Source organism: Streptomyces sp. NPDC058239 (genome assembly GCF_042882185.1).
Classification (GTDB): domain Bacteria; phylum Actinomycetota; class Actinomycetes; order Streptomycetales; family Streptomycetaceae; genus Streptomyces.
On record NZ_JBHVWS010000016.1, the window covers coordinates 74399 to 93870 of the forward strand.

15 protein-coding genes and 1 pseudogene are annotated in these 19472 nt (G+C 69.6%); 6 read left to right on the plus strand and 10 right to left on the minus strand.

Annotation, left to right across the window (positions count from 1 at the left end; translation table 11 throughout):
- Positions 1-80: 80 nt before the first annotated feature.
- Complete coding sequence (locus ACFVYE_RS19255) at positions 81-1706, minus strand: ATP-binding protein (RefSeq protein WP_383978841.1); 1626 nt, start codon at positions 1704-1706, stop codon at positions 81-83.
- Positions 1703-2971, minus strand: coding sequence for a PP2C family protein-serine/threonine phosphatase (locus tag ACFVYE_RS19260; RefSeq protein ID WP_383978838.1), 1269 nt, complete (start codon positions 2969-2971; stop codon positions 1703-1705). Before ACFVYE_RS19260 ends, ACFVYE_RS19255 begins: the two co-directional genes overlap by 4 nt.
- Positions 2972-3227: 256 nt before the next feature.
- On the opposite strand from ACFVYE_RS19260, the gene ACFVYE_RS19265 reads away from it, so the two are divergent.
- Both ACFVYE_RS19265 and ACFVYE_RS19270 read left to right on the plus strand, forming a co-directional pair.
- Entirely contained in the window at positions 3228-4712 is a 1485-nt protein-coding gene (locus ACFVYE_RS19265) for an SDR family NAD(P)-dependent oxidoreductase (RefSeq protein WP_383978836.1), read from the plus strand.
- Between the two features lie 338 nt (positions 4713-5050).
- Complete coding sequence (locus ACFVYE_RS19270) at positions 5051-5227, plus strand: hypothetical protein (RefSeq protein WP_383978834.1); 177 nt, start codon at positions 5051-5053, stop codon at positions 5225-5227.
- Positions 5228-5310: 83 nt separating this feature from the next.
- On the opposite strand, the gene ACFVYE_RS19275 is transcribed toward ACFVYE_RS19270, so the two are convergent.
- Positions 5311-5553 carry a hypothetical protein gene (locus ACFVYE_RS19275; protein WP_383977480.1) on the minus strand — a complete coding sequence of 81 codons (243 nt, stop codon included), beginning with the start codon at positions 5551-5553 and terminating at the stop codon, positions 5311-5313.
- A gap of 317 nt (positions 5554-5870) precedes the next feature.
- On the opposite strand from ACFVYE_RS19275, the pseudogene ACFVYE_RS19280 reads away from it, so the two are divergent.
- Positions 5871-6521, plus strand: a pseudogene (locus ACFVYE_RS19280) (urea transporter); the annotation flags it as partial.
- Between the two features lie 73 nt (positions 6522-6594).
- Here ACFVYE_RS19280 and ACFVYE_RS19285 read toward each other — a convergent pair.
- The 6 genes from ACFVYE_RS19285 to ACFVYE_RS19310 form a co-directional block, all read right to left on the minus strand.
- The gene (locus ACFVYE_RS19285) at positions 6595-8031 is read right to left on the minus strand and encodes a lipase maturation factor family protein (RefSeq protein WP_383977477.1); all 1437 of its coding nucleotides are present in this window, start codon (positions 8029-8031) and stop codon (positions 6595-6597) included.
- A 37-nt stretch (positions 8032-8068) separates the two neighbouring features.
- Positions 8069-8593: a DUF1990 family protein gene (locus ACFVYE_RS19290; RefSeq protein ID WP_383977474.1), complete on the minus strand. Its 525-nt coding sequence runs from the start codon at positions 8591-8593 to the stop codon at positions 8069-8071.
- On the minus strand, positions 8590-9432 hold the full coding sequence (locus ACFVYE_RS19295) for a YndJ family protein (RefSeq protein ID WP_383977485.1): 843 nt from the start codon (positions 9430-9432) through the stop codon (positions 8590-8592). Before ACFVYE_RS19295 ends, ACFVYE_RS19290 begins: the two co-directional genes overlap by 4 nt.
- Positions 9433-9625: 193 nt before the next feature.
- The gene (locus ACFVYE_RS19300; protein ID WP_383977471.1) at positions 9626-10690 is read right to left on the minus strand and encodes a FecCD family ABC transporter permease; all 1065 of its coding nucleotides are present in this window, start codon (positions 10688-10690) and stop codon (positions 9626-9628) included.
- Positions 10687-11724: a FecCD family ABC transporter permease gene (locus tag ACFVYE_RS19305; RefSeq protein WP_383977468.1), complete on the minus strand. Its 1038-nt coding sequence runs from the start codon at positions 11722-11724 to the stop codon at positions 10687-10689. Before ACFVYE_RS19305 ends, ACFVYE_RS19300 begins: the two co-directional genes overlap by 4 nt.
- 17 nt (positions 11725-11741) lie before the next feature.
- Positions 11742-12791, minus strand: coding sequence for an iron-siderophore ABC transporter substrate-binding protein (locus tag ACFVYE_RS19310; protein WP_383977466.1), 1050 nt, complete (start codon positions 12789-12791; stop codon positions 11742-11744).
- A 270-nt stretch (positions 12792-13061) separates the two neighbouring features.
- Here ACFVYE_RS19310 and ACFVYE_RS19315 point away from each other — a divergent pair, with 270 nt between their 5' ends.
- Complete coding sequence (locus ACFVYE_RS19315) at positions 13062-14111, plus strand: chitinase (RefSeq protein ID WP_383977482.1); 1050 nt, start codon at positions 13062-13064, stop codon at positions 14109-14111.
- 93 nt (positions 14112-14204) lie between these two features.
- Here ACFVYE_RS19315 and ACFVYE_RS19320 read toward each other — a convergent pair whose 3' ends face one another.
- Entirely contained in the window at positions 14205-15572 is a 1368-nt protein-coding gene (locus ACFVYE_RS19320; RefSeq protein ID WP_383974864.1) for an FAD-dependent oxidoreductase, read from the minus strand.
- Positions 15573-15830: 258 nt separating this feature from the next.
- Here ACFVYE_RS19320 and ACFVYE_RS19325 point away from each other — a divergent pair, with 258 nt between their 5' ends.
- Together ACFVYE_RS19325 and ACFVYE_RS19330 are read left to right on the plus strand one after the other, a co-directional pair.
- Positions 15831-17897, plus strand: coding sequence for a SpoIIE family protein phosphatase (locus tag ACFVYE_RS19325; RefSeq protein WP_389606538.1), 2067 nt, complete (start codon positions 15831-15833; stop codon positions 17895-17897).
- 121 nt (positions 17898-18018) lie between these two features.
- Positions 18019-19410, plus strand: a complete 1392-nt coding sequence (locus tag ACFVYE_RS19330) for a wax ester/triacylglycerol synthase family O-acyltransferase (RefSeq protein ID WP_383974871.1) — start codon at positions 18019-18021, stop codon at positions 19408-19410.
- Positions 19411-19472 lie beyond the last annotated feature (62 nt).

Below are 19472 nucleotides of genomic sequence, written 5' to 3' on the forward strand. Positions count from 1 at the left end.
GCAGGGGTGTTCGATGACAGCTACTCGACGTTCGCCTACCCGCGACGAACGGTCCCACTCCGGGGAAAACCCGGCAGATCTCAGCCATGGCCGGGCCGCCCGCCGAGGGGTTGTGCGACGAGCGGCCCAGCAGTGGTGCGCGCCGGTACGGCGGGAGTGACCGGCAGCGTGAAGCGGATACAGGCGCCTTCGGCGGCCTCCGGCTCCAGCCAGATCCGGCCCCCGTGGAACTCCACAATCTTCCGGCACAGGGCCAGACCGATGCCCGTACCCTCGTACTGCTCCCTGCCGTGCAGACGCTGGAAGATGACGAACACCTTCTGCGAGAACTCCGGCGGAATACCGATGCCGTTGTCCGCAACGGAGAAGCGCCAGTCGTCGCCGTCCCGTGCACAGCCGATCGTGATCCGGCACGGTACGTCGGGGCGGCGGAACTTCACCGCGTTGCCGATCAGGTTCTGCCAGACCATGGAGAGCGCCGTCGCGTCCCCGGTCGGTTCGGGCATCGGGCCCTCCCGTACGACCGTGGTGCCGGACTCCTCGACGACCAGCGCGAGATTGGCCAGCGCACGGTCGAGGGAGCGGTCGAGGTCGACCGGCTTCCACTTGTCGTGAACCCGCCCCATGCGGGAGAAGGTGAGCAGGTCGTTGATCAGCACCTGCATCCGCTTGGCGCCGTCGACCGCGTAGTCGATGTACTGCCGCGCCCGGTCGTCGAGCTCCGCGGCGTACCGCTTCTCCAGAAGCCGGCAGAACGAGGCGACCTTGCGCAGCGGTTCCTGCAGATCGTGCGAGGCGACATAGGCGAACTGCTCCAGTTCGGCATTGGACCGGCGCAGCTCCTGTGCCTGTTCCGCCAGCAGCGTCTCGCGCTCCTGGGACTCGGCGAGCTCCTCGACGATGCGGCGTCGCATGTCCTCCACGGCCGCCGCCACCGCCCGCACATCGGACGGTCCGTCGACCTCGATCCGGTTACGGAACGCCCCCGAGCTGACCGTGTCCGAGGCGGCGGTCAGCCGGCGCAGCGGCCGGCCCACCATCCGGTTCAGCAGCAGACTCAGCGAGACGACCGCGAGCAGAAAGCCCACGACCAGCGAGATGAGCACCTGGTCACGGGTCGTGCGTGCCGTGCTCAGATCGGCGCGGGCCCGGTCGCGCGCCACGTCGAGATGCGCCTGCTGTGTCGTGTACAGCTGCCGCAGAGTGTCGAACTCGCCCCTGCTCCGCCGGATCGGGGCCGAGGACTCGGATGCCGGGCCGTCCCGGCGGACCGCGGCGACCAGCGGCTCGGCGTGCCGGCTGCGCCACTCGCGCGCGGCTGCGGCGATCCGGTCGAGATCGCGGGCGAAGGGCTGCTCGTCCCCGACGAGGGCACGCACCTTGGCCAGCCGCAGCTTCTCGTCCCGCATCCCCGCCTCGTACGGCCGCAGGAAGGTCGAGTCACCGGTGAGCGCGTATCCGCGGACCCCGGTCTCCTGGTCCAGCAGGGCGTTCTGCAGTTGGAAGGACGACGAGCGGGCGGGCTGGATGCGGTCCACCAGTTCGGTGGTGCGGTCGGATATCCGGGACAGCACCAGGCCACCGACGGTCAGCCCGGCGCAGACGACCAGTACGAAGACGGCGAGAATCAGATGGACCCAGTTCTGGACCGACAGGCGTGAGGCGAGGCCGCGCCGGCGGGCCGGCGATGCGTCCCGGCCGCTCATCGCGGTTCCCCCCGTCCCCAGCCCAGATGGAGCACGGCCACGTCGTCGGCGAGACCGCCGTACGGGGACGCGGCCCCGGCGGCCTCGTCGACCAGGGTGTCCACAAAGGCGCGGGCCGCCAGCGCCCCGTGCCTGCGGGCCATGGTGAGCAGCCCGTCCTCGCCCAGCCGGGAACCAGGTCCCGTGCGCCCTTCGAAGAGGCCGTCCGTGAAGAGGACGATCCGGCCGTCCCCGGGCAGGGACAGCTCCGAGACGCTCCACCGTCCCGCACCCGGGAGCAGCCCCAGGGCCATCCCGGGCTCGGGCTCGACCCAGCTCACCCGGGCACCGCTGCGCAGCAGCAGCCCGGGGTGACCGGCCCGCACGACCCGCACCCGACGGTGGTCCGGTGTGAAGGACAGCGAGGTGACGGTGGCGAAGACATGCGGGTCGGAGCGTTCGGCGACCAGGATCTCCTCCAGCAGCCCGACTTGTTCGAGCTGGCCGGTGGCGCACAACACCGCGGTGCGCCAGGCCACCCGCAGACAGACACCCAGCGCCGCCTCCGCCGCCCCGTGCCCCGACACATCGCCGATCACCGCGTGCACCGTGCCGTCGGACGTCTGCACCACGTCGTAGAAGTCACCGCTGAGCAGGGCGTGCGCCCGGCCCGGTGCGTACCGCGCCACCGCTTCGAAGGAGTCGTCGCGCAGCAGCGGCACGGGCAGCAGCCCGCGTTCGAGGCGGGCGTTCTCCTGCGCCATCAGCCGGTTGGCACGCAGCGCCGCGGCGGCGCGCTCGACCTGCTTGCGCTGGAGGGCGTACCGGACCGAGCGGCCCAGCGCCTCCGGATCGAGCCGCCCCTTGACGAGATAGTCCTGGGCGCCGGTCGCCACGGCCGACAGGCCCGTATCGGCCTCGGCCCTGCCGGTCAGCACCACAATGGCCGCATCGGGAGCCGACTCGACGATCTGGGTGACGGCGTCCAGGCCGTACACATCGGACAGGTGCAGATCGAGCAGTACACAGCACGGGGTCCGGCAGCCGGCCAGGAACCGGCGTGCCTCCGCGAGCGTCCTGCACCAGGTCAGCGCGGAGTCCAGCTCGCTGTCCGCGAGCATCTCCTCGACGAGGAGCGCATCACCGGCGTCGTCCTCGACCAGCAGGATCACGGCATCGACGTCCCACACCGAACCGTTGCCGACCGGCACAGGTCCGTTCTGTACGGGGATGGCGGCCGGGCGCACAGGCTGCGCAGGAGAGCCGCCCGCGGGGAGTTCGGCCACTCTCCACCCCCTTGTACGGACGGCACAGCTCAACCCTGGCCGTATCGCAGGGAAGCATATGTGACCGATCCGTGGAGGAGCCGTCGAGGCGGAGAGGCGCAGTCATGCACACGCGCCCGCGAACTGCGGCGAACCCCTGTGAAGTCACGCGAACGGAGCAGCATCCGGTGCATGGCAGACTTGATCGGGGCGTTCGGCCCGGCAGGACCATGTATGGCGGTCGGCGCCACGAGTGACAAGCGACAGAGGAACGGCAATGACGGTGACAGAGGACAGCCCGGAGCTCGCTCCCGGTACTGAGGAGTTCGGTCCCGGTATCGACCCGGAGCGGCTGGCCGTCTGCCTGAGCGTGCTCGACGAACTCGACAACATCGACGTCGACCACCCCGACGCCATCACCGTGCGCCGCGCCACGGCCGGGATCTACCGGACCGTGAAGCAGCGCCGTCGTCAGGAGCGCCGCGCCGCCAAGACCGCGCACGACAAGGCCGTCACCGAGGCCACCGCGACCGGCTCGGCCGACCGCATCGACGACGAGACCCAAGGGGTCCTGCCGTCGTCCTCGGCCCGTGCGGAGATCGCGGGCGTCCTCCAGCGGCCCCGGTCCTGCTACATCTGCAAGACCAGGTACGTCGAGGTGGACGCGTTCTACCACCAGCTCTGCCAGCAGTGCGCCAAGGAGAACCGCTCGCGCCGCGACGCACGGACCGACCTCACCGGCCGGCGCGCGCTCCTCACCGGCGGCCGCGCGAAGATCGGCATGTACATCGCGCTGCGGCTGCTGCGCGACGGTGCGCACACCACCATCACGACCCGTTTCCCCAACGATGCGATCCGCCGCTTCAAGGCGATGCCGGACAGCGACGAATGGATCCACCGGCTGAAGATCGTCGGCATCGATCTGCGCGACCCCGCCCAGGTCGTCGCGCTCGCCGACTCGGTCGCGGCCGAGGGCCCGCTGGACATTCTGATCAACAACGCGGCGCAGACCGTGCGTCGTTCGGCGAACGCGTACAGCGAACTGGTCAACGCCGAGTCGGCCCCGCTTCCGGCGGGTGAACTGCCCGCCGCCGAGGTCATCGGCACCTTCGGCAGCGGCACGGTCGACCGTGTCGCGGCCCTCCCGGCCGCCCGTAAGGAAGGCCTGAGCGCGCAGGACGTCACCGAGCTCGCCCTGGTCACCGGCTCCGCCTCCCTGGAGCGGATCGCCGCCGGAACGGCGATCGACGCGGGCGGTCTCGTACCCGACCTGCATGACACCAACAGCTGGATCCAGACCGTCGAAGAGGTCGAACCGATCGAGCTGCTGGAAGTCCAGCTCTGCAACTCCACCGCGCCCTTCATCCTGATCAGCCGGCTCCGCCCGGCGATGGCGGCGACCGCCGCCAAGCGCGCCTATGTGGTCAACGTCTCCGCGATGGAGGGCGTGTTCAGCCGTGGCTACAAGGGCGCGGGTCACCCGCACACCAACATGGCCAAGGCCGCGCTGAACATGCTCACCCGCACGAGCGCCCAGGAGATGTTCGAGCGGGACGGCATTCTGATGACCGCCGTCGACACCGGCTGGATCACCGACGAGCGTCCGCACCCCGACAAGATCCGCCTTGCCGAAGAGGGCTTCCACGCCCCGCTCGACCTGGTCGACGGCGCCGCCCGTGTCTACGACCCGATCGTGCGCGGCGAGGAGGGCGAGGACCTGTACGGCTGCTTCCTCAAGGACTACGCGCCCGCCAACTGGTAGTCGATCGATCACGCGGAGCAGTGGACCCGGCCCAGGACTCGTTCCCGGCCGGGTCTTTTCCATACGCGATGGCCGAAAGTGAGCCAGTGCACACATTCCATCGAGCGTGAACGCGCTCATTTGGTTACTCTGATGCGAACGGACGTCATCGAGGAGTCCACGAAACCTCCTCGACCGTCCTGGGACAGTCTTGTCAACCAAGTCGCCGTCCCGCCCCGTACCCGGCGCCACCGCGACCGAACTGTTCTTGCCCCTGCCCCTCGCGGGTGGTCGACTCCCGGATATGAGGCCGGGGCGTCGGCGACGCCCCGGGGTTACGCGACACGAAGGAGTGCGCGGTGACGACACCAGAACTGGCGAAGCGCGAGAAGCAACCGGCCGAACGGCACGGAGAGCGGACCCGCAAGACCGAGAAGCTCCGGAACATCGAGGTCTGGGCCAGGTCCGCGCCGATCCGGCTGGCCGGCTACGAGGACGACCTGGCCGAGCCGCACATCCTGCCCAGCGTCGACTGACTGCTTCATACCTTCACACCCGAGCTCCGGCCCGAACCCCGCGAGGGGTGGGCCGGAGCTCGGCCGCTCCGGGCATCCGCCGGTCAGCGGACCGCGTCCGCCACAGCGGCCCCGGCGAACGAGAGCCCGACCCCCGCGCCGACACTGAGCAGCAGACAGCCGGCCGCGATGCCCAGGCGGCGGGCCGGCGCCAGGGTCAGCAGCTCGTGCGAGAACGTCGACCACGTCGAGACGCTGTGGAGGCGGAGCTCGGCACCCACCCCGAGCGGATGGCGAAGGGGCGCGCCGACCGGCCCGCCGACGAGCACGAGCAACCAGTCGAGCATCAGGCGCCGTCCTGTGTTCGGTGGCCGCGTCCGAAGGCGATGTGCGTGCCGAAGGCTCCCGCCGTAACGGCGGCCGACGCGGCCACCACCGTCAGCAGCAGGCAACCGACCGCACAGCGGGGCCGGCCGACCTCGAAAACGGTGGATACGGGACACCCGGCACGCTGAACGACTCCGGGCCGAACCCGATTGGTGGAGCGGAACGCCCCACGACGGGAACAGTGACTCTTTATATGTATGTATGGCAGTTAGTGGTTGTTCGCCCTCTCTGTGAAGTCATGAGAGCGGCATTCTCTGCCTGACCGTTGGAGTCAGCCTTGCCCATCGCCGAGCCGGACGTCGTCCGCAGACTGGAGAGACGGCAGCCGATCGCCTACCTCCTGGCCTCGGTGCGCGGCGTCGGACAGGTCGACCTGCAACCCGGGATCTGGACGGGCGCGTTCATTCTCGCCGGACTGTGGGCGGCGGGCTGGCAGATCGGTCTCTTCGCCACGCTCGGAACGCTGATCTCCACGGCGACCGCCTATGCGCTGGGCGTCGACCGGTCGGGCATCGCCCTCGGTCTCCAGGGCTACAGCGGCTGTCTCACTGGCATCGCACTGGTCACCTCGCTCGGACACCACCCCGCCACCTATGTGCTCGCCGCCGTCGGCGCGATCATGTGCACCCTGCTGATGGCGGCACTGACCACCCTGCTCGCCCCCTATGAACTGACCGCGCTCACCGCACCGTTCTGCCTGGTCTCCGGCGTCATGGTGCTCGGGGCGCCGTCCTTCGACCGGATCTGGCACGGCGCCCCCAAGGCCGTCTCCAGCACCACCAGCGGGAACACCGGAATCTCCTGGGACGGCCTGTGGCATGCCTTCTTCACCAATGTGTCGCAGATCTTCCTGGTCGGTCAGTGGTACGTCGGGCTCATCATGCTCGTCGGCCTGGCTTTCGCCGGAGTGCGCGTGGTGCTGCGGGCCCGTGAAAAAGGCGGCTCGCTGGTGATCGACGTACCGGCGGCGGCCCGCAGGACCGGGAAGCACGCCTGGGTGCTCAAGATCGCCTGGTCGGGCTGAGCCAGGAGGGACCGAGCGAGACGGGGGGCATGAAGTCCCGCACATAGGCGCGGTGCCACCAGCGTCCCGTGGCCCGCAGTTCGCGCCAGGTGGTGTACCGGTAGTGGTACAGCCTGGCGCGGACATGCGTGGGCGGGGTCTTTGGGAACGGGTTGTGACGCAGCAGCCGCAGCGTGTCCCGGTCGTTCTCCAGCAGCCGCTCCACGAACTGGCCGAACCAGGGGCCCGCGTACGCGGGGGAGAGCGCCGCGAACCACATCAGCCAGTCGAGCCGCAGATGGTACGGGGCGAACTGGCGGGGCAGCCGGCGCGGATCGCCCGGCTTGCCGCGGAAGCCGTACTCCTGCCAGACCGTGCCGTCGTGGAGCACCTGCTCGTCCGTTCCCTCCACCACGACCTCCAGCCGGACCCGGCTGATGCTGCCGAACGCGCCGTAGGTATTGACCAGATGCAGTGGGTCGAACGAACGGTTCATCACCTGGCTGCGGGAGACCAGATTGCGCGCCGGGCGGTAACTGAGGACCACGACCAGCGCGGTGACCGCGATGACGACGATCTCGTACCAGAGCGGCGGCGCGGACTGTGCGGGCGGCTCGGTGAACAGGGACCAGTCGACGGCGGACAGGGCGAGAGTGATCGTCACCCAGTTCAGCCAGGCGAAGTTCCCCGAGACGACCAGCCACAGCTGGGTGACGATCATCAGCCCCGCAGCCGCACTCGCCACCGGTTGCGGAGTGAAGAGGAGCACCGGCACCAGGAGTTGAGTGACATGGTTGGCCGCTACCTCGGCCCGGTGGACGGGCCTCGGCAACCGGTGGAAGAACCAGCTCAGCGGCCCCGGCATCGGCTGGGTCTCGTGGTGGAAGTACAGACACGTCAGCTTGCGCCAGCACTCGTCGCCGCGGATCTTGATCAGCCCGGCGCCGAACTCCACCCGGAACAGCACCCAGCGCAGCAGCCACAGCACCAGGACCGGTGGCGCCGTGTGCGCGTTGCCGAGGAAGACGGCGAGGAATCCGGTCTCCAGCAGCAGCGATTCCCAGCCGAAGCCGTACCAGGTCTGGCCGACCTGGACGATCGACAGATAGAGCGCCCAGGGCAGCGCCCAGAGCACCATCGCGGCCCAGAGCGGAAGGTACGAGTCCGCCCCCACGAGCAGGGCGACGGCGATCGCGCAGCCGGTCCAGGAGACGAGGGCGAAGAATCGGTCGGAGTAGTGGAGCCGGAAGAGGCCGGGCGCGCTGCGCCAGTCCGTACGCCGCAGGAAATCCGGTACGGGCAGCATGCCGCGTTCGCCGATCAGCGCCCGGAACTGGAGCGCGGCGGTGAGAAACGCGACCAGATAGATGCCGGCCAGAGCCCGCTGGAAGATCAGCCGGCTCAGCCAGTACGCGTCTGCGGTGAACCACTCCATCGTTTCCAGTATCGGCCCGCCGGCTCCGCTCAGCCCTTCAGCCCCGCTCGGCGCGGTCCTCGGCGACGATCCGCCGCAGGGTGGATCCGAGCCGGCGGGCGTACCACCGCTGGGTCAACGGCACGAGCGGGCCCGCGAGCCGGGTGTACCAGGCGGCCGGGCGGCTGAACGCCATGACGGTGAACCACACCGTCCCGTCGTCCGCCGACTCCACGACGAAGGACTCCTCGCCGCACTCGGGGTGCCCGACCAGCGTCCCGTACCCGAATCCGGCGAGGTCCTTCTCGTACGCCGCCCAGACGACGCGGCAGGGAGCGGTGAACCGCAACGGTCCGGCGCCGAGCGACACCCGGACGGTGACCCCGGCCTCGGCGCGGTCCGCCGACGCCTGGACCCCGGCCCCCGAGGTGCGGTGCATGCGCCAGCCGGTGACGGCGGCGCCCGCCGCTTCGAAGTCGGCCCGGCCGCGGCCGACCCGGGTCCGGTGGTGGAGGTGGTGGTATCCGTCGGGGAGCGGGCCGAGGCGAGTGGCTCCGACCTCGGGGTAGGTGAACGCGTTCATGCCGTCCTGCCTTCGTGGTCGATGCGGTTCTGGAGCCTTCGCCAGGCGAGCACCGAGCAGAGCGCGAAGCCCAGTGCGTTGCCGAGGCCGTGGGTGGCGGCCATCCAGGCCAGTGTGGGGTGGGGGAGTCCGGTTGCCTCGCCGAGTGCCCAGCTCAGGGCGAGCACCATGGTGACGGCGAGCACGGCGGACGAGACGGCTAGCAGCGCCCGGGTGATCCGGTCCCCTCGTCCGACGCGGACCGATCGCCAGGTGAGCAGGGCGACCGTCCACATTCCCGCGGTCAGCACGACCGCGCCGGCCAGTTCGGCCCAGTCCCCGATGAAGTAGCCGATCAGGACGAGCAGGGTGCCCAGCGGAACGCTCAGCGCGGCGAACCTCCCCGCCGGGCTGTCGGCGATCCGGCAGACGAGCCCCGCGACCAGCGCGGCGGCGAATCCGGCGAAGTGGAAGTGCGGCACGGTCAGCGCGAGAATGCCGAGCCCGAAGCCGAAGAGCGTGTGCCCCGAGCGTTCGGCGACCAGTGCGGTGGCGGCGATCGACGGCGTGATCAGGGCGGTGAGCAGGGCGATCTCGGCGGGTGCTCCGGACGTCGAAAGATTGCGGAACAGTCGCAGCGGTGCGTGCAGGGCGAGGAGTACGGCCCCGAGCGCGTAGCAGACCGCCAGGGCGGTGGCGGGGACGCCGCGCGGCAGCCAGAGGGCGACGGCGCCGGGCACGGCGAAGAGCGGCCACAGGCGGCGTATCCGGTCCAGCTCGGGCGCGCCCGCCAGCCGCAGCCCCACCGGGACCACCACCAGCATGCCCAGCATCACGATCAGGCCGACCAGCACCGACATCACGACCCCCTCCACTTGAACGTGTTCAAGTATCTTTCGTCGTGACTCTACGGCCCTTCTTGAACATGTTCAAGAAGGGCCGGGCGAGGTGGTCCCGGCGGCAGGGGAGGACGACCCGCGGTGCGTCGTCGAGGGCGTCTCCGTGGCGCCGTACAGCTACTTCAGCGGCGAGTGGCGTCCGGCGCCGTGCGCCTCACAGGGCTCCCCGCCGCCACTCCCGTATCAGCAGATATCCGAGGTACACGCCCCCGATGGCCATCGTGTAGATGCCGACGGGCAGGTTGTCGAAGAGCGGCAGTTGCTGGGCGCAGAGATCCGCGAGCACCAGCAGCAACGCGCCGGCCAGCGCCGACAGCACCAGGTGCGGGCCGGAGACCCGGGTGATCCGCTTGGCGATCTGCGGAGCCGTGAGCGAGATGAACGCGATGGGTCCGGCGACGCCGACGGCGCCGGCGGAGAGCACGATCGCGAGGACCACGGCGATGGTCTTCGTGCTCCGGGGCTCCGATCCGAGCGCGCCCGCGATGTCGTCGCCCATCTCCCCGATGTCCAGCCGCCGCGCGATCAGTGCGGTGAGCGGGGCGACGACCAGCAGCACCAGCCAGATCGTGGTGGCGTCGTCCCAGGACCGTGCCGACAGGCTGCCGTTGACATAGGCGGTGAGCACGGCGGCCCGGTCCCGCTCCATGGCGTAGACGACGTACTGGGTGATCGCGGTGCCGATCGCGGCGACCCCGATGCCTGCGATGACGAGCCGGGCCGGGTTGCGGAATCCGGTCCCGGTCGACGCATAGACCAGCACCATGGCGAGGACGGCGCCGAGCAGCGCTCCGAGCGCCACCGGCACGGTGTCCGGGAACAGCAGCGCGGCGATCGCGGCGCCCGCCCCGGCACCGGACGCCAGTCCGATCACATCGGGGCTGCCGAGCGGATTGCGGGTGACGGACTGGAACAGCGCCCCGGAGAGCCCGAGCGCACCGCCGGTACCCACGGCCACCACCAGACGCGGTCCTCGCAGCCGTTCCATGACGAACGCGTTCTTGCCCTCGGCCCCGCCGGTCACCGCCCCGGCGAGTTCGGAGAGCGGAATGCCCAGCCGCCCGAGCGACAGCGTGGCGACGGCGCCCGCCACCAGCAGCAGGAACAGGACGAGCGCCGTCAGCACGGACACCCGCCGGACCGGCAGCGCGACGGTCCGGCCGATCCTCAGGAACCCCCTCGGCGAGGCGGTACGGAATCCGGCCTGATGCGACGTCATGAGTTGCCCCTCATCCTGCGTACGGCAATGAGCAGTGCGGGCGCTCCGATGAACGCGGTCACGACACCGACCATCAGCTCCTGCGGGCGCATCACCACCCGGCCCACGACATCCGCCAGGAGCAGCAGCGCCGGGCCGACCAGCGCCGAGAAGAGGATCTGCAGCCGGAAATCGACCCCGACCAGCGCTCGCACCACATGCGGAACGGCCAGTCCGACGAAGGCGATCGGACCGACCGCCGCCGTGGCCGCCGCGCTCAGCAGCGTGGCCGAGAGCAGCCCGCCCGCCCGCACCAGCGCCGGATTCGCGCCCAGGGACGCCGCAGTGGAATCACCGAGGGCGAGCGTGTTGAGACCGGGACCGAGCACCGCGGCCAGCACCAGACCGGCCACGGCGAACGGCAGCACCGACCAGAAGACGTCGAAGTCCCGTCCGCCGAGCGCGCCGACGACCCAGTAGCGGTAGCTGTCGAACACCTTCGGGCGGCTCAGGGTCACCGCCTGGATGAATGCCATCAGTACGGCGGAGAGCACCGCACCGGCGAGCACGAGCCGCACCAGCCCGCTGCCCGAACCCGCCGAACCGATCGCATGGACGAGCAGACCGGCGATCAGCGCACCGGGCAGCGCCCACCACATGGTCTCCGTGCTGCCCGTCGCCCCGAGGAACGCCGTCGCGGCGACGATGCTCGCGGAGGCGCCCGCGTTGATCCCGAGGAGGCCCGGATCGGCCAGCGGATTGCGGGTCACGCCCTGCATGAGCGTGCCCGCGACGGCCAGGCAGAGACCGGCGAGCACACCGAGCGCGGTCCTCGGATAGCGGCTTTCGACGATGGTGGTGACATTCGGATCGGCGGTGCCGGACAGGACGTGCAGCACATCGCTGAACGAGGTGGTCCGGCTGCCGAACATGACGCTCGCGAACACGGCGAGTACGAGAACGACGAGTGCGATGACGAGGGAGGACACCCGCCGAGCGGTGCCGGTCCGTGAGGTGCCGGCACCGCTCGGCGGTGCGTGCGTGGTGGTGGCCATATGGGTGGTGGCCGGCCTCAGCCGTTGTCGGCGGCCTTGATGGCCTTGTCGATCAGCGGCAGGTAACGGTCGATCACCCACGGCACGGTGAGCGGGTTGATGATGGAGGAGGCCGTGACGAAGGAGTTGTCATTGCTGTACACCATGGCGCCGCTCTTGACCGCGGGCATCGCCGCGTACAGCGGCTGGGCCTCGATCTCCTTGCGGGACTTGTCGTCCATGTAGAAGGTGAAGAGCAGATCGCTGTCCTTCAGCTTCTCGGCGTTCTCCAGGCCGATGAGCGCAGAGTCGGTGCCCTCGGTCTCCTTGAAGGTGTTCACCACCGGGTCGACGGTGAGACCGAGCGAGGTGAGCATCTTGACGCGCTGCTCCTCGGGCTTGAACACGCCGAGGCTGCCGGGACCTGTGTTGTAGATGTACGAGAACTTGTAGTTCTTGTAGTTCGGCCGGGTCGCCGCCGCGTCGGACAGCTGCTTCTCGATCTTCGAGACGAGGCCCTTCGCCTCGTCCGTCTGTCCCAGCGCCTTGCCGATGATGTCTATCTGCTGGTCCCAGTCCGTGCTCCACGCCAGATCGGGGTAGGCGACGGTGGGGGCGATGTCCTTGAGGATGTCGTAATCCTTCTGCGTGATCCCGGACCACGGCGCCAGGATGACATCCGGCTCCAGCTCGGTGATGGCCTCGAAGTCGATGTCCTCACCGCCCGTGAACTGGGTCGGCAGCTTGTCGCCGGACTTCTTCACCGCCTCATGGATCCAGGGCAGATAGCCGGTCTTGTCGCTGCCCCACTCGTACTTCTCCATGCCCACCGGGGTGTGGCCCAGCGCGATGGCGGTCTCGGCCGAGCCCTGGCCGAGGGTGACGATCCGTTCGGGCTGTTCCTTGATCTCGGCCGTGCCGAGCGCGTTCTTGATCGAGACGGGGAACGCCCCGTTGCTCTTCCCGGATGCGCCGGAGGTCTCCTTGCCGTCGTCGCTCGACGAACAACCACCGAGGACGAGAACGAAAGCTGCGGCGGTGGCAGTTGCGGCGAGCGTCCGGCGACGCACGCGGGTGAACCGGGACATGGATGTTCCTCATGGGTTGGTGGACGGAGCGGTTGGATCCCACGCAGACTGCGAGGATTTAGGTAAGCCTAAGCTAAGCCAACTTCCGTCTACAACTGGCCCTCCGGTTATCGGCATCCGCCATTGATTCGGACCCATTGACGAAAGGTCTGGACCAACCTACGTTGGGCGCATCGTGGCGCGAGGAGCTTCGCGGTGGATGCCTGTCAGGGTGTTTGTCAGGACCATGACAGTCAATGTTCGATTCGTCCGGGAAGGGAACTGAACATGATCGGTCGGACATCGCGCCTGCTGGGGCTCGGCCTCGCGGCGGCCTGTGTCGTGCAGTTGCTGATCGGCGCAACGCCGGGCGCCGCGCAGGAGGACACGTGCGCGGTCAGGTCGAAGCCCTCGGGCAAGGTGCTCCAGGGGTACTGGGAGAACTGGGACGGCGCGTCCAACGGCGTGCACCCGCCGCTCGGTTGGATTCCGGTCACCGACAGCCGCATCACGGGTCACGGCTACAACGTGATCAATGCGGCCTTCCCCGTCATCCTCTCGGACGGCACCGTCCTGTGGGAGGACGGGATGGACTCGACCGTGAAGGTCCCGACCCCGGCCGAGATGTGCCAGGCCAAGGACGCCGGACTCACCACCCTGATGTCCATCGGCGGTGCGACCGCCGGTATCGACCTCGGCTCCAGCGCGGTCGCCGACCGGTTCGTCGATACGGTGGTGCCGATCCTGAAGGAGTACAACTTCGACGGCATCGACATCGACATCGAGACCGGTCTGACCGGCAGTGGCGACATCAACCAGCTGTCGACCTCGCAGGCCAACCTCATCCGCATCATCGACGGTGTGCTCGCCCGGATGCCCTCGAACTTCGGCCTGACGATGGCGCCGGAGACGGCCTATGTCACCGGTGGGAGCATCACCTACGGCTCGATCTGGGGCGCCTACCTGCCCATTGTGAAGAAGTACGCGGACAACGGCCGCCTGTGGTGGCTGAACATGCAGTACTACAACGGCAGCATGTACGGGTGCGCGGGCGACTCGTACTCCGCCGGCACGGTCGAAGGGTTCACCGCGCAGACGGATTGTCTGAACAAGGGCCTTGTCATCCAGGGCACCACGATCAAGGTCCCCTACGACAAGCAGGTACCGGGACTCCCTGCCCAACCGGGCGCCGGAGGCGGCCATATGACGCCGGATCAGGTGTCGCAGGCGTGGAACCACTACGGCAGCGGTCTCAAGGGCCTGATGACCTGGTCGCTGAACTGGGACGGCTCGAAGGGATGGACGTTCGGCGACAACGTCAAGGCGCTGCAGGGCCGTTGAGCCGATCACAGGCCGGGCGGCCGTCCCGAGGCGGATGGAGCTGCCCTTCCGGTCGGCCGCCGTCGGCGGCCGACCGGGCCATCGGTGCGTACTTCAGGAGCGGGGCTCGGAAGCGTCCAGCATGGCGTCGCGCTCCACGACCTTGATCCTCTCGCGTCCCTGCTCCGCGCCCAGGGCCTGCTCGTGCGCATCCAGGCGGTACCAGCCCTCGCGGGTGGTGTAGCGGACGCCGCGCTCCTCCAGGAAGGCGGTGACGGCCTCCGGCTCGGGCTGTGCCGGGGTGGCCAGCCGGCCGGTGGCATGGTCGTCCAGGAGGCAGGCGACCGTCTCGTTGGCATCGCCCTTGGTGTGGCCGATCAGACCGATCGGGCCGCGCTTGATCCACCCCGTGACGTACACCGACGGCATGGGCTCCTCGCCGTCGACGACACGCCCCGCGGCGTGCGGGACGGTTCCGGAGGCCACGTCGAACGGGAGCTTCGGGAGCTCCTGCGAGTAGTAGCCGACCGCGCGGTAGACGCTCTGTACGTCCCAGTCGGTGAAGCGTCCGGTGCCCTTGACGTTCCCCGTGCCGTCCAGCTCGGTCCGCTCGGTGCGCAGACCGACGACCCGGCCGTCCTCGCCGAGTATCTCTGCCGGGGACTCGAAGAAGTGCAGGAACAGCTTGTGCGGCCGCTCGCCCACGTCGCGGATGGCCCAGTTCTCCAGCGTGGAGGCGACCATGTTGGCCTGCTTGTTGCCGCGCCGGGTCTCGATCGAGCCCGCGTCGTACTCGATGTCCTCGGGGTTGACGATGACCTCGATGTTCGGCGAGTGGTCCAGCTCCCGCAGCTCCATCGGGCTGAACTTGGCCTGCGCGGGACCACGACGCCCGAAGACATGCACTTCCAGGGCCTTGTTGGCCTTGAGGCCCTCGTAGACGTTCGCGGGTATCTCGGTCGGCAGCAGTTCGTCCGCCGTCTTGGCGAGCATGCGTGCCACGTCCAGCGCCACATTGCCCACCCCGAGCACGGCGACCTTCTCCGCGTCCAGGGGCCAGGTGCGCGCCACATCGGGGTGTCCGTCGTACCAGGAGACGAAGTCGGCCGCGCCGTGGGAACCGTCCAGGGAGCCGCCGGGGATGTCGAGCGCGCGGTCCGCGTCGGCGCCGGTGGAGAAGATCACCGCGTCGTAGAAGGACCGCAGATCGTCCAGGTCGATGTCGGCGGGGTAGTCGACGTTGCCGAACAGTCGCAACTGCGGCTTGTCGAGAACCTGGTGCAGTGCCTGGACGATGCCCTTGATCCGCGGGTGGTCAGGGGCCACTCCGTAGCGGATCAGGCCGAAGGGGGCGGGCATCCGCTCGAACAGGTCGATCGAAACACCCGGGTCCTGAGCGGCCTCGGATTTCAGCAGCGCGTCCGCTGCGTAGATTCCGGCGGGGCCGGCTCCGACTATGGCGACGCGGACGGGGCGGGTCATGGAGTGCAGGTCCTTAGAACGGGCTGACGCGGGCAGTGCGGCGCAGGGTAGAAGTAAGGATGGGCTTACCGTGCTCCACGGGACACGGTATCCGCTGCTGACCTGCGGCCTCTGGGCGGGCGTCCTTCCGGGCGGTCCAGGGGGCTGCGGCCCGGTGTCCGGTGGGGGCGGGGAGGTGCTCCGACTGCGCGACACCGGACTCCCCGCCGGTGTGGGGTTCGCTCGAAGAATCGGACAAATGATGGCAGAGTGACCCACATGGATGATCGGGTAGCGGGTGCCCTGTCACTCCCGGACGACTGGCCCGCCCACCCGGATCTCAGCCTCGCCCTGAACCGTATGGGCAGCTTCGACTGGGATCTCGACAGTGGCCTCATGCACATGGACCGGCCCGCACTCGATGTGTTCGATCTGCGGGTCGAGGAGTACGACGACCGGCCGGAGTCGCTCGCGCCGCGGGTGCCGCCGGACGAGGGTGTCCGGCTCGACGCGATGGTCGCGCAGGCCCTCAAGGGCGGGCAGAGAAATTACGGCGCGTATTTCAGGATCCTGAGGCGCGACGGCACGCTGCGCTGGACCCATACCCAGGGCTTCATCCAGCGCGACGAGACCGGACGCCCCCATCGCATCATCGGCATCGTCCGCGACGCCACCCAGGAGCTGGCCGACTCCACCGCCCGCCGCGAACTGGACATGGAACGGCAGCGCCGCACCAGCCTGGTGGAGGGCACCACGGCCGCGCTGGCCCACGCCCGGACGGTCCGGGACGTCATCGACGTGCTGAAGAACTCGCAGGGCCTGGCGCATCTCGGTGCGACCAGCCTGGTCGTGGGCCTGATCGAGGCGGGACGCATCCATCTGGTGGCGGACGGCCCGGAGGGCTCCTTCGTACCCGGTACCCGTTACACCCGGACGGACGAGCCGTACCCGATGAGCGAAGTGGTGACTACGCTCTCGCCCCGGTTCATCGAGTCCGCCACGGATTTCGCCACCTCGTACCCGATTCTGTGGCCCCACATCAGCCACCTGGGCATCACGTCCGCGGCCTATCTGCCGCTGATCGCCCAGGCCCGGCCCATCGGCGCACTCGGACTGCTCTACAGCGAGAAGGACGGCTTCACCGGCGACGAACGCAACCTGCTCGTCGCGCTCGGCAGCTCCATCGCCCAGAGCCTGCAGCGGGCCATGCTGTACGAGCAGGAGCACGATCTCGCCGAGGGCCTCCAGCAGGCCATGCTGCCGCGCCGGATCCCGGACGTGCCGGGCGCGCAGGTCGCCGTGCGGTACCGGTCGGCCCGGCTGGGCCGGGACATCGGGGGCGACTGGTACGACGTCATCCCGCTGCCCGGCGGCCGGGTCGGGGCCGTCATCGGGGACGTACAGGGCCATGACACGCATGCCGCGGCTGTCATGGGGCAGCTGCGCATCGTGCTGCGCGCCTATGCGGCGGAGGGGCACAGCCCCGCCACGGTGATGGCCCGGGCCTCCGTGTTCCTCCATGAGCTGGACACCGACCGCTTCGCGACCTGCTCCTACGCCGAGGCCGACCTGACGACGGGGGTGGTGCAGCTGGTCCGGGCCGGCCATGTCGATCCGCTGGTGCGCGACACCGACGGCAGCTGTCGCAGGCTGCCCGTGGAGGGCGGGCTGCCGCTGGGGCTGTCGGCCGAGTTCGGGCGGCTCGAATACCCGGTCAGCACGGTCGAGCTGGACCCCGGTCAGACGCTGGTGTTGTTCACCGACGGTCTGGTGGAGCTGCCCGGAGCCGATCTCGACGAGGGCATGCAGTTGCTGACGTCGATGGTGCACAACGGTCCGCAGGACCTCCAGCGGCTGGCCGACCAGCTCTGCGAGGAGGTCGACGAGCGTGGCGGCGAGGACGATGTGGCGGTCCTGCTGCTGCGCCGACAGGCCGCTCACGCACCCCGGCCGGGCGGCCGGCTCCAGCAGCATGTCGCACAGGGCGACCCGGAGGCGCTGAGCTCCGCGCGGCACATGATCCGTGCGGCGGTGCGGGCCTGGGGCGCCAAGACGCGGGCCGACGAGGTCGAGCTGGCCGCCGACGAACTGGTCACCAACGCGCTCATGCACACCGACGGCGGGGCGATCGTCACGATCCGGGTGCTCACCGGGCCCGAGCGGCGGCTGCGGGTCGACGTCGAGGACCGTTCCAGCGCGCTGCCCCGGCGCCGGGACGCGGGGCAGGCCGGGGTGTCCGGGCGAGGGCTGATGCTGGTGGACCGGCTGGCGGACCTGTGGGGTGTGGAGCCGCGGGGCAGCGGCAAGTGCGTGTGGTGCGAATTCGTCATTCCGGAACACGAATGACGGCAATGTTGAGTACTACCCGACAGTAACAGAATGTAACATGTATGTGCTTGACCGTAACCGACCGCGAACGATTGACTGCGACTCCGTCAGTCTTTGTCTTCGATGACATGAGGACCCGTTGGGCACTGAGCTACTGGCACCTCTCGATCTGGCCTTCTGGCACCTCGAATCCGATGCCCACCCCATGCACCTCGGCGCGCTCGCCGTCTTCTCCCCTCCGCCCGACCCGGCGCACGGCGCCGGCCCGGAGACCGTGCTGGAGTTGCTGGGCACCCGCGCCGCCGCGATTCCCCGGCTGCGGATGCGGGTCAGGGACGTACTGCTGCCGGTCGGCGGTGCGGCCTGGTTCGTGGACAAGGACTTCGATGTGCACCGGCACATCGAGCGGGTGCAGCTGACCGGGGCCGAGTCGCGGGGCGAGGACGGCGGATTCATGGCGGGCGCCACCCGGCTCGCGGGCGAACTGATGGAGCGGCCGCTCGAACGGGGTCTGCCGCCCTGGCAGATGTATGTGATCGGCGGCGCCGAGGGCGGCCCCTTCGCAGTACTCGTCAAGCTCCACCACGCGCTCGCCGACGGAATGCGCGCGGTCGCCATCGGAGCCGGGATCTTCGACGAGATCGCCTCCGTCGCCGGACGCGCCCGCAGCGGCATGACCGCCCGCCGGGTGCGCGCGGTCCCGCCCCGCTCCTGGATGCCGGGCCCGCGCCAGGTCGCCGGCCTCGCGCTGGGCCGGATCGAGGATCTCGGGCGGGCGTTCGGGGTCGGTGCCTCCATGGTGCGGGCCAGTCGCCTCGATCTGCGCGGCGCGCCCGCACTCACCGCGAGCTCCAGCGGCACCCGGCGGCTGGTCACTGCGGACCTGGACCTCGACGCCGTCCAGCGGATCCGGCGGGCCGCCGGAGGAACGACCAACGATGTCCTGCTCGCAGTCGTCGCCGGGGCGTTGCGCCGCTGGATGCTGGAGCGCGGCGAACCGCTGCCCGCCGAGGACCCGCGCGCCCTGGTGCCGGTCTCCCGCCGCAGGCCGGGCCAGGCCGCCGCGAGCGGGAACAAGCTCTCCGCCTATCTGCTCGGGCTCCCCGTCTCCGAGCCCGACCCCTGGAAGCGGCTCCGTACCGTCCGCACGGCCATGGACCGCAACAAGGCCGCAGGGCCCTTCCGCGGGGCCGGTGCGGTGGCCGTACTCGCCGATCAACTGCCCTCGCTGGCCCACCGCTTCGGCGCACCGATCGCCGGGAACGCGGCCAGGATGCTCTTCGATGTCCTGGTCACCAGCGTGCCCCTGCCGCGTTCGGCACTCTCGCTCGGCGGCTGCCCGCTGCGCGCCGTCTATCCGATGGCACCGCTGGCCCGCGGCCAGTCCCTGGCCATCGCCCTGTCCACCTATGGCGGCCGGGTACAGGTCGGGCTGGTGGCCGACGGCAAGGCGCTGCCGGATCTGGAGCGTCTGGCGGGCTGCGCCGACGACGAGGTGGCGCAGCTGCTCGCCCTGCTGCCCGCTCGGTGAATGGCCGCCCAGATCGGCCATAGATCGGACAGATTTCTGGGAATGCGCTGTGGTTCATGGTG

What these genes read in the sequence shown, in the direction of transcription:
- ACFVYE_RS19255 (WP_383978841.1), bottom strand. Translation starts at nt 1,706, where the DNA reads ATGAGCGGCCGGGACGCATCGCCGGCCCGCCGGCGCGGCCTCGCCTCA.
- ACFVYE_RS19265 (WP_383978836.1), top strand. Translation starts at nt 3,228, where the DNA reads ATGACGGTGACAGAGGACAGCCCGGAGCTCGCTCCCGGTACTGAGGAG.
- ACFVYE_RS19275 (WP_383977480.1), bottom strand. Translation starts at nt 5,553, where the DNA reads ATGCTCGACTGGTTGCTCGTGCTCGTCGGCGGGCCGGTCGGCGCGCCC.
- ACFVYE_RS19285 (WP_383977477.1), bottom strand. Translation starts at nt 8,031, where the DNA reads ATGGAGTGGTTCACCGCAGACGCGTACTGGCTGAGCCGGCTGATCTTC.
- ACFVYE_RS19290 (WP_383977474.1), bottom strand. Translation starts at nt 8,593, where the DNA reads ATGAACGCGTTCACCTACCCCGAGGTCGGAGCCACTCGCCTCGGCCCG.
- ACFVYE_RS19295 (WP_383977485.1), bottom strand. Translation starts at nt 9,432, where the DNA reads ATGTCGGTGCTGGTCGGCCTGATCGTGATGCTGGGCATGCTGGTGGTG.
- ACFVYE_RS19300 (WP_383977471.1), bottom strand. Translation starts at nt 10,690, where the DNA reads ATGACGTCGCATCAGGCCGGATTCCGTACCGCCTCGCCGAGGGGGTTC.
- ACFVYE_RS19305 (WP_383977468.1), bottom strand. Translation starts at nt 11,724, where the DNA reads ATGGCCACCACCACGCACGCACCGCCGAGCGGTGCCGGCACCTCACGG.
- ACFVYE_RS19310 (WP_383977466.1), bottom strand. Translation starts at nt 12,791, where the DNA reads ATGTCCCGGTTCACCCGCGTGCGTCGCCGGACGCTCGCCGCAACTGCC.
- ACFVYE_RS19320 (WP_383974864.1), bottom strand. Translation starts at nt 15,572, where the DNA reads ATGACCCGCCCCGTCCGCGTCGCCATAGTCGGAGCCGGCCCCGCCGGA.
- ACFVYE_RS19325 (WP_389606538.1), top strand. Translation starts at nt 15,831, where the DNA reads ATGGATGATCGGGTAGCGGGTGCCCTGTCACTCCCGGACGACTGGCCC.